Below are 12,593 nucleotides of genomic sequence, written 5' to 3'. Positions count from 1 at the left end.
ATTTTTCGGTCTGAATGCATGAAAATGTTAGGTTCGTACACTTTTTTGTGCCGATAGCCCTATAGTCATAACAAAAATAAAAGCCGTTTCACCCATCAGTACAAGTTGACGGGTAAAACGACTTTTAAGTTGCGCATGCGCACTATTATTTTCCAAAAGGGATTATAGGCCAGCTCCTGCTTTAAGCAGCTCGGCTTTGTCTACGCGCTCCCAAGGAAGATCCACGTCTGTACGTCCGAAGTGGCCGTAAGCTGCAGTTTGAGCGTAGATTGGACGACGAAGGTCCAGCATCTTGATAATGCCAGCAGGACGAAGGTCGAAGTTGCTCGTGATTAGCTCAACCAGCTTCTCCTCAGACACTTTGCCTGTACCATACGTATCGACATTGATGGAAACCGGCTGTGCTACGCCAATTGCATAAGCAAGCTGGATTTCACATTTGTCAGCCAGACCAGCCGCAACGATGTTTTTCGCAACGTAGCGAGCTGCGTAGGCAGCGGAACGGTCAACTTTTGTAGGATCCTTGCCGGAGAAGGCACCGCCGCCATGACGAGCGTAGCCGCCGTAAGTATCAACGATGATTTTACGGCCTGTAAGACCGGCATCGCCTTGAGGACCGCCGATAACGAAACGGCCTGTAGGGTTGATAAAGTATTTGGTTTGCTCGTCCAGCCATTCAACTGGAACAACCGGTTTAATAACATGCTCCATGATGTCGCTTTGGATTTGCTCCAGCGTTATTTCTTCCGCATGTTGAGTAGATACGACAATTGTATCTACACGAACTGGCTTGCCGTCTACGTATTCAATCGTTACTTGCGTTTTGCCGTCCGGACGGAGGTAGGCAAGCGTCTCGTTCTTACGCACTTCGGACAAGCGGCGTGCGATACGGTGCGACAATGCGATTGGCAATGGCATCAGCTCAGGTGTCTCGTTCGTAGCGAAACCGAACATCAGACCTTGGTCGCCTGCGCCAATATCTTCATTCTCTTGCTTCATGTCTTTGCCATCGCGTGTTTCAAGCGCAGCATTAACGCCTTGAGCGATGTCAGCGGATTGCTCGTTCAACGAAGTCAGAACGGCACAAGTGCTGGAGTCGAATCCATATTTCGCGCGTGTATAGCCAATTTCCTTAATCGTACGGCGAGCGATCGCCGAAATATCAATATAATCCGCACGGCTGCTGATTTCGCCAATAACAAGCACGAGGCCAGTCGCTACCGAAACTTCGCACGCTACGCGCGCATTAGGGTCTGCTTCCAGGAATGCATCAAGAACGGCGTCCGAGATTTGGTCACAAATCTTATCCGGGTGTCCCTCCGTTACTGATTCCGATGTGAATAAGTGGCGTCCTTTAACCGACATCCATATCAACCTCCTACAACCTTAGTATTGAATAAGTGCGAATGTTCTACACAAAAAACGAACCTTTTCCACGAAGGAAAAGGTTGTTAGACAACTCTTCTTCTAAAAATTTATGATACCGAAAATGTCGCTTGGTGTCAATGGACGCCTCATTTGCCAATTATAACTGGAAGCCTCCGTTTAACACCTGTTCAGCCTGCGCGACAAGCCTACGAGTGATCTCTCCGCCTACAGATCCGGCCTGACGAGTAGAGAGCCCTGACCAATGTACGCTGCCGCCTTGACCGGACACGGAGCCTAGCTCACCTGCAAACTCAGTATCGGCACCATTGGAAGAATATCCGCCTGTCATCAGACCGAATTCTGCTGCAATTTCGTATTTCATTTGGTTAAGTGCGGCTTTACAGTTGGGAACAACCACTTTATTGGAACGACTCATTATACATGCACCTCCGTAAGGAATGGATTACACCCCTATTGTGCATCCACCTTCTTGGCTTCAAGCGTATAACTTAATGGAACTTGGAGAAATTTATAGCATGTAAGGGATAAATATATACGACCAAAAAAAGCTACCCCAATGATATCATTGGGATAGCTTTTAGAAATTGCCATTACTATTTGATTGTATAATTGCCTTTTACAAGAACGGTCAGAATATTCGTCTCATTCGGATGTCCTTTAATGCCACGGCCATCACGCGGGAACCATATCAAGTGATTCGTCGGCACGTCCTTGCCACTCTTGATATCCACACCGCCTGTCAGATCCGAGATACCATTCGTATCGGAGCTATAGGCCACCGCTTTGCCTACGCGGACGACCACCTCAGCACCAGCCGAAGCCATCAATGTTTTGCCTACAGGCACCTCTACGACCTCCAGCTTGACGCTGGCGCCAGTCTCACCGGAGTTGCCGTTATTATTTCCTGTATTGCCGCCACCGTTCAGCTTGGCAATCTGTTCGTCTACATAGCTCTTGGTCACAACAGGATCTTCAATCGTTCCCGGTGTAACGGCTGAGTTCGCTTCAAGCGGCTTCGCCAGAACCATTCCGGTCCAGACACCTGCTGTCACTAACACAGCCGCTCCCATTACTTTCAACATCTTCTGTTTCACTCTAGAAGTCTCCTCTCCGTCTAGTATCCTATACGTACTAGGATACTAGATTTCAGGGGGATTGGGTAGTTTAATCGTTTACTGTACCCCATTGCATGTTTTGCGACGCGATCAATGTTTTGAAACCTTGGAAGGAGTCATAAACATTGATGGTGAAGCCTTTTGCGTACTCATTCTTGTGAGTAACCAGTTGATTTTGGAATACGAACTCTTTTTGCAGCTTTTTACCTACAACCAGTTCGTCTTTGTTATTGTCTTTGCCAAGAGCCAGTTCTTTCGTGAATACGATATCTTTATAATCGTTATCCACAAATTCAAATATCAACTTGTGCTCTTCAGCAAATGCCCGATCAGCATCTTCCGATTCAACAAGATCATATTCAAATGATACTTTTACGCTATCAATCGCATAGCCATCCGATGCATGCATAGTAGCTACAACATAACGAATGTCTAACGAGTTATTCATGAATCCAATCTTTTTCAAGTCTTTTTGTACTGCAATTTCTTTAATTGCATAATCTGTAAATACTGGTTTCACCACAGCGGTCCCTTTATCATCTGCCAGTTTAAAAGCTTCGCCAAAATAGAACGAAATCTTATCTTTCTCGAAGTTTCTAGGCACCTTCGTCCACGCTGAGATGACTACTTTGCCATTTGGCATCACTTTTTCTTTGTATTCACTGAATGTCAGATCGATAATCGAATCATTCTGATTCTGGATATAACCAGCTAATTGTGCCGGATTAATTGCTCTACGCTCTTTATTGGTATATTCAACCTCAGCATAGAAGAAATCACTGCTAGTGCCTTTGTACAAAGCAGATTTTACAAATCTTACTTCAGCGCGTTTTCCGAGACTTGTAATGTTGTACGCTTCGTTGCTGCCTAGTTCTATAGCTTGAGTAGGCGCATCAACGGAGAAGATGTGAATTTGTTTTTCATTTTTCTTATCTGCATCTGTCTCATTCATGACAAACTCGATTTTACTTATTACCTGCGTATAAGGCACCTCTGTGTAAGCAACTACTTTATAGCTTTGATTTGGTCCTACAGTCGTTACATCATCCAGAACAACGATTGTAGATTTCGCTGGATCAATTTTAACACCGTCTACAATGAAATGTCCGCCAAGTTGAAGCTTCGATTTCGCTTGCGTTGTAGTATTTTTGAAGGTAAATTCTGCTACGACCAGATCCGTTAGGTCGTTAGGCGTACGCTGAATCGATTCTTGTCTTACTTCATATCCATTGTATTGTGCAACTGCACTGCTTTGCTCTCCAGTTGCTGTTTTCACAGCTACGGCAAAATTGCTCAGGAAGCTGCTCTTGCTATCTTCTCCACCATTTTTATAGAAAACAACAATCTCACTGGTCTTCAGAATACTGCTGTTCGGAATTTGTCCAGAAAGCTGAATCGATTGTTTAATCTTAGGGAGAAGTACTACTTCAGCGTCTGAATCTCTGGTTAATGGATAGAGATAACCTTCTTTAGTTTTCAGATAAAATTCCAAAGCAGGTAAAGGCAATTTTGTGGAACTTGTATTCTCCAAAACAAATTGAGTAGAAAGCTGTTCGTGATTAGCTGCTAAGCTAACAAAGCTGTCTCCTGCTGTAACGTTAAGTGTATTGCCACCCAGATACAGAGCTTTCGTTACGTTTGGTTTAACAGCAACCGTTGGCTTAAGTGCCGGTAGATCAAATACACCAATTGGCAAGTTCGTTTTACTTTGCTCTTCCGTCGTAGACAATACTAATGAGAATTTGCTTGAAAGATTTTTCAATGGTATGGCTACGGAAAGTGTAATCATCTTGGTTTCGCGAGCTTTAAGCGTAATGTTAGATGTGTTCTTGTCGAATGCAAATACGCTTCCGCCATCTATTTGCGCAAAGTAATTGACCGGAGTCAGGTCCACAGAACTTAAGGATAAATTCTCAAGTGAATAATCAACGGTCAAGTAGCCGTACTGGCTGTCCTTATAAAGCGTATACTGCTTTACTTGACCTTTTAGCTTATTATTGCCGAATAACATTTCTCTAACGCCATATGAAGCGGTAGATCCCGTTCCCGACGCGTTCAAAGTGCCTAATTTGCTCTCATAATTAGAGCTGGAGAAATCCCATTTAATTAAATCAATGCTCAAATCAGCAAGCTTGGTTTGGTTATCCACAGATGCATAATATGTAAGATAAGTGGTCCCCTTAGATGGTGCTGTTACTTTAGTTTTATCCGCTTCTTTTAATTTGGTCGGATACGTTTTACCGGACTTGGATTTAATTTTTGCCCAATAATCCAGCAATTGAAGACTATTCGAAGAATCATTCTGAATCGCGATCGTAAAAGATGCTAGTTTTCCTTGTTCTTGTGTTACAAGCTGTGCATCATAAAGAATTGCTTGCACGTTCGAGGCGATAGTGGTAGTTGGTTTCTTAGATGTCGCAGTAGCTGCTGCTTCAATGCGATTATTCGGTGCAATCGTATATCCAATCAGCAGACTAAGTACTAGACATAGCTGTATGACTCGACTGCGCTTCTGAAAATAATGATTCAATGAGACCCCTCCTAATCTTGGTATTAGATTAGACGCATAAGCCAATTAATTTGTTGCGTTCTATAAGAGTAATTTATTGAAAATAATAGAAAGAACCCCTTGGCATATGCCAAGGGGTTCTTTCATGTAGTTGTTAAGTCTTAGTCAACAACTTTAACTACGATGATGTAGTGTTTGTCAGCGATTTTCAGTGTCAGAGTTGCTTCACCTTTAACGCCGATGCTCAGATCGTTGTCTACTACAGTCAGGTCAGAAGAGATAACTTGAACTTTAGTAGCATCCAGTGTAGGGATGATTTGAACTTTGTCGCCGTATTGGTTGTAACCAACGAACACGCCGCCGTCAGCATCAGTACCGAACAACTTAGTAGTCAAGCTGTCGCCTGCTTTAACTGTTACAGCATTGTTGTTTTGGGCAACAGTGGATAGTGCTGGAGTAGTGTTAACTACTGTGAAGCCGATAGTTGCAACACGAGCGCTGTTTACTTTAACAACAACATTCTCGGATCCAACTTTAGCGCTTGTTACTGTTTGACCAGCAACAGATACTGCACCGCCAGTAGCGTCTGCATCTTCAAGAGTTACACCGCTGTTTACAACGGAAATGTAGTTGCCATTAACGTCTTTTTCGTAAACAGTGATTGTAGTGTTTGTAGGACCTTTACGCTTTTTGTCAGCTGTGTCAACGTTCAGGTCAAGAGCAGTGTCACCAGCAACTGCAGCGTAACCAGCGAAGTTTCCAGCTTTTACAAGGGAAACAGAGATAGTTCTTTCCATGGAGCCGTATTTCACTTTCAGGGAACCGGAAAGTGCTTCAGCGTCACTTGCGGAATAAGGATTAAGAACAATGTCAGCTTTACCGTCAACGATACCTACTGTTTGAACAACGTCTTTAGCAACGCCGTCAGCCAGTTTGTCTCTGTTGATAGAGTAAGTGATTTCTGTTACTTCAGGAGAAGTAGGTTTGAATGTGTTGCCGTATTGATCAAGTACTTCGAATTTAACTGTTTGAGCAATTGCGGAACCGATAACCAGTTTCGAGTTAGCTGCTTCAACTTTGATAGAAGTTGCTTTAGCTGCTGCTTTAACAGTGATTGTTACGGATTTGGAGATTTTCTTGTCGTCGCCGCCGTCAGCAGTCAGAACTACTGTTGCAGTACCAGCGCTTACTGGAGTTACCAGGCCAGCTTGGTCAACAACTACAACTGTTGGGTTAAGCGATCTGAAAGAAGCTGTGTATTGACCTGCGTCAACCACGTTGTTGCTTTGGTCAAGAACTTGGAAGCTCAGTACGCCAGTGTCACCAGCGAAGATGTCAAGCTTTTGGTCATCAATGTTGCCGATGCCTACTTTACCAAAAGAAGTTACTTGGGAAAGAGTTTCTTTAACGTTGATGATTGTGTTGCCAGTTTCGAAATCAGTGTTGTTCAGTTTAACGTTAACAACTGCGTAGCCAACGTTAACTGCTTCCAGATCACTTGCAACTTTAGTAGTGTCGGAAGTTTCGATAGTCAGGTCGCCAGGGATGCTGTAGTTAGCTGTAATGTCGTTGCCGTTAGCATCTTTAATTACAACTGGAACGTCAGAACCTTTAGCAACTGTTGTGCGAGCAAAACCAATGCTTGCTGCTGCTTGAGCAACATATTTGAAATCTTTGGAAGTCAGGTCAAGCGTGTAGTCGCCAGCTTTAGTTTTCAGGCCGTTAACTTCTACAACATACTCTTTATCGTTTGTAAGAGTGTCGATCAAAGTCAAAGTAACTTTGTCGCCTTCAACTGCTACTTTGTCGATAACTTTAATTGCGTATTGGTTGCCTTTTTCATGTACAGTGAAGTTTGTAGCTTTAGCAGCGCCAACTTCAGTGTTGAAGTCAAGAACAACAGTTGCACGGCTAGGAGCGATTACAGAGTCAAGAGTCAGCTCTTTAACTTCAAAGCCTTTCAGACCCAGGATTGTGCCCAGTTTCTTGCCAGTGCCAGTAACTTCAGTGTTCAGAGCTGTTACGATAACTTCGTAAGTAGCGCCACGAAGAGCGTTAGCAGCGAAGTCAGTGCCTTCAGCAACCAGTTTCTTTTCAACTGCTACTTTAGGAACGTCGTCATAGTCAGCTTCGATTTTCAGAGCGCGAAGAACGACAGCTGCGAAATGTTGGTTAGTCAGTGGAGCGTTGTAACCAAAAGTAGTTTCGGTTTTGCCGATCATCAGGCCTTCTTTTTTAGCCCACGAGATGAAACCATCGTAGAACGAGTTAGTTACATCAGTGAAGCCGTGAGTGTTAGCGTGCTCGGAAGCAGCTTTCTCTACGCCCAGAAGACGGGACAGAAGAACTGTCAAATCTTCACGTTTCCATTCTTTGTCTTCGTTAAGGTTTCCTTCAAGGTTACCTTTAATAACACCGATTTCTTGCAGGTACTCACCAGCAGTTTGTTTCTCTGCTGCGGATGCTACAGCTGCGAACATGGAGAATACCATTGCGATCGCAACCAACAGGGATAAACTTTTCTTCATAACCTTTTTTTCTCCTCCTCTAAATTGCTTCGGTTGTTGAGAGTTTTGCTTGGATAATGAATTGCTCGTTTCCCTCATAGCCGATTCACCCCCTTCCCAGAGTAGAGCAGTAATTTGTATAAATGATGTCTACGCATGATCAACCCTATGTAATCTCATGTCGTAGAAACTTGTAAACCATGAAAGAATAGATGCTAGACTAGCTGCATCACTATAACATTATACAATGGGCTACCCGTACCGTAAAGAGGAACTTGTGAATTCATTCCATTTAAAATCGTAGCGCCCTCTCGACAACGTCATGTATTTAAACGTATGTGATCGTGAAAAGTTGCGAATCGTTCAGAAAAACTTTTCTGAGTTTTTTCTAAGAGAAGCCGCGTCCTTAGCACGTTGTTAGTATAGCTTGTTCTATTCATGGAGTCGATGCAAAAGATTTTCCATGGATAAAAATGCTCCCTATAACTCTCGTACAAGCTCTATTACGCATCAATGCTGAAAATTTTCGTAACATTGCACAAAAGAGGGATTGGCTTAGCGCCAACCCCTCTTCCAACACAGTAATTAATTGTATATCTTCGGAAGCTTCTTCATATCGTTCATCACGCGGGCCATGATAATAGCCGCATCGCTGCGAAGAAGTCTTGCTTTTGGATCGAATACGGATCCTTCTTTTGGATTTGTCGGATTAATGAGCTTGCCTTGAATAAAGTTTTTCTTTTGAATCGCTAGAACTGCAGGGATGGAGTAGAAATCAAAAGTTCCAGAATCCTTAAATATCTTATCCAGCGACTTCTTCGCTTTCGTCGCATCTGGCTCCATCTTCAGTTGAAGCGCTCTGGCAAGTATAACCGCCGCTTCCTGACGCGTGAGCTCCACATCCTCATCGAAGAAGCCAGGACGCTTGCCGTTGACGATACCTGCCCTTGCAGCCGTCTCAATATAACGGTAATCATAGATCGAGCTGGACTGATTCGCGTTCGTTATCGTCTCCGGATAATAGGAGAAATGCAGATCACCCTTGAAGTTTAACGGCAGATCCATCGCTCTCACGATCATACGGGTGAACTCGCCACGCGTAACGTAACGGTCTCCGCCGAACATACCAACAGGATCAATGGCATTCATAATGCCTTTAGCGAAGATCGCTTCCATCGCTTCACGAGCATACGGATGGTCCGTAATATCGTTAAAGCCGCGCGTCAGCTTAACGGCTACATAATAGCCGAACTTCGTAAACGGAACGGTAATGGTGCGCTTCTTCTCGTCTACAACACCGCCGATGTTTTCCCACTTACTGTTATAAGGGTCAAAACGGAATACCGTAATCGTCGTACCTGCACTTTGCACGACATTAGAGTCGTAGGTTAGCGTCAATGAACCTGGTGCGCTCGGTACCAATTCACGATCGAATTGTCCCCAGCGTGCTGCAAAGTTATCGGTATACTTGTTCAGCAGGTTCGGGAACGGAAACGGATCTTGCCCCGTCGTAATCGGATCGTACGCCGGGCTAGTCGGATCCGGATTATCAGCCAAGCCTCCGTCAATCCAGTAAAGCGGGCTTGCTTTAATAAACTGTCTTGCTTCATCTTGGAAGCGATAACCGATATGCAGGTTGCCTGCAGCTTGACTTGTCGCCGAGTAGTTCGGCGGCTGTCCTTCGTATAAATGCCTGTCTACGATACCATCATTAGGATTCGCAATGGCAAACAATAAATCATTACCATTGTATACTTGCGTTGCATGACCAGTGGACGCGTTATATTCCGGCCTGATCAGTTGCGTATTTTTGCTGAAGGTCAGCGTCAATGAATTGTTAAACAATTTGTGCGATGAAGCCATTGTCTCCATCATTTGTGCGCCTGGAATGTTCGTCGGCACATACTTGACGGTCAGCTCTTGCTTGATTGTATCCTCACCGCGTGTAATCGTAAACGGAATTTTGGTATCCCTGCCCGCTCTCAAATCTTTGACTACTGCCCGGTAGGCTTCAATATAAGTCGTTCCGCCTCCGTTAGCTCCATAATCAACGAAAGTAACCGGCTCCGCTTTTTGCTTCCCGACCGTAATCGAATCGGCGCCTGGGGAACTGATAATAACTTCAACAAAGTTTCTATTCGTCACAAGCTCTTCTTTGACAGGCGATTTAATGCTGTATGGGATGGAAATTGGATTGATTTCCAGACGGTATGTGGCACGCGGGCCATTAACACCGGCATTAAATACTGTGATTACATAAACCAAGGAACTGCCATCCTCCGGCATTACCTGGCTATTAATCGTAAAGAAGAAGTCCTGTGCATTCACATCATAATAGAATTGTACAGCTGCGTCAGGAGTGGATGGATTTTCTCCAGCTCCGTTTATCACATGGTGGGCACTGCCCGGGCTTCCATCAATCGTAATAATATTGCGGTCTTTATCCGCCATCTTGAATTGCTTCGTCAAGTTCCAATTGACCGGGCTTTTCCAGTCCGGCGAATCAATGGTAACAATATAATCTTGCGGGTTTGATAATCTAGTTGGGTCTACATTGGATTGAACGTTCGCAGGAACTGTACCCAGATCTACGAAGTCAAATGTGCCGTATACATCAAAATATGCTTCTCTTGTTGTGTAGACAGACCCTTGCTTATTAAAGTTGGAATCTGCCGATACCGGCGGCCATTGGCCTTGCGAATACGGGTAGACGCCGTCCGAGTTAGGAGACGGAATCGTCGGCAGGTTCGTTGGTACGATGCTGAACCTTAGCGTGTACTCATAATTATTGCTCTTGGATGCAAAAACAAACTTGATCGTATTGTTGCCGGCTTTATTCAAGATGCCTGCAATAAATTGCTGAGTCGCATCAACGTTAAAGTTTTTCGGCTGGAACTTGGTCACCGAGCCCGGTTGCTGCTCTAATTCAACGGCCACGTTATTAATGTACAGGAACACAGACTGATCTGCTCCGGCATACTTAATTTCACCGTCATTGACCACATTGAACAATTGGCCCTTCAAGAAGCCCAACTGATTGAGAAGGCTTGCTGGCGTGCCGTTCACTGTATCAAACTTAACATCCATTCCATCAACGATGGCATCGAATTTCATATACGGGCCATACAGCAAACGTGCGATAACGTTTTTCGTCTCGTTGGATGCATTATTATGATTCAACTTGAACGTAATCGTATTGGAACCCGATGTAGGCAGTTTTTGAATTTCTACAAAAACGCGAAGGAATGAAACCTGCTCGTTATTGACAGTCTGGGTAACAATCTGTCCCAGCGGTCTGGTGCCTGATTCACCAACCAGCTTGTAGCTAAGCGCTGTAGAGTTCGGAACAGTACCTACCAGAATGTTGCCCACTAACGCATTAAGCTGGGATAGATCTTGTCCAACAACAGAGTTATAGTTGCCGATCAACAATTCCACGCCCATCGGCACAGAGTATACGTCTACACCCCCGCTAGGAATGTCCGTGCTTTGCAGGCTCAATACGCGGCTAATGTCTTTAGCACGCACCATGTTGGTATTACCAGTAATGGCTTCTGTCATGGAGCCGTCGAAGCCCGTCAGGTAGTTAATGTCGTGGATATACGCTTTTGTATTGTCTCTAAGTGTAAAGTCGATCCAGGTCGACCAATCGAACTGGGTCAGGTTTGGTGCTTTGAAGCGAATACTGTTCTTTACGTCGAACGACAAAGTCGGCATGTTATACGTAAAATCAACCGTGATGAACTTAGTCGTGCTATCAATCGTAGTTGGCGAGTAAGATACGGAAGCCGGGGTAAGGTCCGTCGCTACGCCTTGAATACGCATAGCTAGCATCGCTGTTAGAGCATTTTTAAATACCACTGGATCTGTTGTCGGAATGGTGTTGTTTACCGTTCCGTTCAGATCATGCAGAGGCAAAGGAATAATCGCTGTACCGGATACTTTAATGCCGGTTCCCGCATTAGTCGAGAAGTCCGTGTTGTTTTGCAGATTGGACTCCTTTGGCGGGTTTGCGCTGTTGCTGATCTTAAGGTCATAGTATGTAACCTCGCCGTTATAGAAAGCAACTTGACGTGTCGTTTCTACAACTTGTCCACCGTTATGCACTTTGAACTTGATGTTGTTGATGCCTTTGTCAATCGTCAGCTGCGATGTGCTGAACCGGTTGTTGTTGTTGCCGGTCGACACGTTGAAGTCGTAGCTGCGTCCGTTGATATCAATTGTTACCTTTGTAGCATTAGGCGCGCGGCCGGTAATGACGATCTGGCCTTGCTGCGTAATGTTTGGAGCTGTGGAATAGAGCATAGTAGGCCCTGTTTCCTTCATATCGTAATCCTGATTCTCGAAGGTTACCTTAAGGTCATACAGCATTGGGTTGTCACGATATTCGATGTAGATCGATTCCGAGACAATCGAAGTGCCTGCAATACCTTTCAGTGTAATTTTGTTCATACCTGGGAACAGGATGAGACTATTAATGCTAATTCGGTTATCGCCCGTCGTGGAGATCCCCGTCGTAATTTCTTCAGTCGTATTCAGTACTTCCTCTAATCCAGTGGAAGTCACTTGTTTGACATTATAGCTAATGGAACTGCCAACAACGCCGTTAATCGTACCGTCGATCTGAATCGTCTTCGTGGATACAATTCTTGCGTTGGCTCTTGTGTCATTCTCATTCGGGAACAGGAAATAGGCTCCCGCAGCGTTCGCCGTTTGCGGAGCCATGTAGGTTGGCAGCAACGTCACGATAAGTGCAAATGTCAAAAGTAGGGCTAATACTCTTTTCAAAACGGTGTTCCTCCTTTATGCGGATCTGTTCTTATGCTGCGCGTAAGTCAGCTGAACTACTTGGATCAAATGAATTAGGTCTATAGTCATTGGATAGCATGTCCATAGGATGATGACTGACTTATAATCGTTCCTCCCTCTACCTCCAAAGTCAGATATTCTCTCTTCCTGTTATAAGACGCACTGACCCAAGAAAAGTTCTGTATGTATTTTATCGGCGGCTAAAACTCAGATGTTTAGACAAGCTGGTAAATTACTGGCGCAATTAGGCTAATACTCCTAGAG

6 protein-coding genes are annotated in these 12,593 nt (G+C 44.5%); all 6 read right to left on the bottom strand.

Annotated features, from left to right (window positions below; all coding sequences use genetic code 11):
- Positions 1 to 162 precede the first annotated feature (162 nt).
- Entirely contained in the window at positions 163 to 1,365 is a 1,203-nt protein-coding gene (gene metK / locus ACFVSO_RS24385) for a methionine adenosyltransferase (RefSeq protein WP_387478756.1), read from the bottom strand.
- A gap of 160 nt (positions 1,366 to 1,525) precedes the next feature.
- On the bottom strand, positions 1,526 to 1,804 hold the full coding sequence (locus ACFVSO_RS24380) for an alpha/beta-type small acid-soluble spore protein (protein WP_387478753.1): 279 nt from the start codon (positions 1,802 to 1,804) through the stop codon (positions 1,526 to 1,528).
- 178 nt (positions 1,805 to 1,982) lie between these two features.
- The gene (locus ACFVSO_RS24375; protein ID WP_387478750.1) at positions 1,983 to 2,483 is read right to left on the bottom strand and encodes a hypothetical protein; all 501 of its coding nucleotides are present in this window, start codon (positions 2,481 to 2,483) and stop codon (positions 1,983 to 1,985) included.
- Between the two features lie 70 nt (positions 2,484 to 2,553).
- Entirely contained in the window at positions 2,554 to 5,034 is a 2,481-nt protein-coding gene (locus tag ACFVSO_RS24370; RefSeq protein ID WP_387478747.1) for a hypothetical protein, read from the bottom strand.
- Between the two features lie 140 nt (positions 5,035 to 5,174).
- Positions 5,175 to 7,619: an Ig-like domain-containing protein gene (locus tag ACFVSO_RS24365; RefSeq protein WP_387478744.1), complete on the bottom strand. Its 2,445-nt coding sequence runs from the start codon at positions 7,617 to 7,619 to the stop codon at positions 5,175 to 5,177.
- 486 nt (positions 7,620 to 8,105) lie between these two features.
- Positions 8,106 to 12,308: an S-layer homology domain-containing protein gene (locus ACFVSO_RS24360; protein ID WP_387478741.1), complete on the bottom strand. Its 4,203-nt coding sequence runs from the start codon at positions 12,306 to 12,308 to the stop codon at positions 8,106 to 8,108.
- Positions 12,309 to 12,593: the final 285 nt, after the last annotated feature.

The organism is Paenibacillus sp. NPDC057967 (assembly GCF_042887015.1).
GTDB lineage: Bacteria > Bacillota > Bacilli > Paenibacillales > Paenibacillaceae > Pristimantibacillus.
Note: the sequence above shows the minus strand (reverse complement) of the source record. Positions and strands in the feature narration are given on the sequence as shown.

Excerpts from the sequence above, each read along its gene's own strand:
- ACFVSO_RS24380 (WP_387478753.1), bottom strand. The coding sequence starts at position 1,804 with ATGAGTCGTTCCAATAAAGTGGTTGTTCCCAACTGTAAAGCCGCACTT.
- ACFVSO_RS24365 (WP_387478744.1), bottom strand. The coding sequence starts at position 7,619 with ATGAGGGAAACGAGCAATTCATTATCCAAGCAAAACTCTCAACAACCG.
- metK (WP_387478756.1), bottom strand. The coding sequence starts at position 1,365 with ATGTCGGTTAAAGGACGCCACTTATTCACATCGGAATCAGTAACGGAG.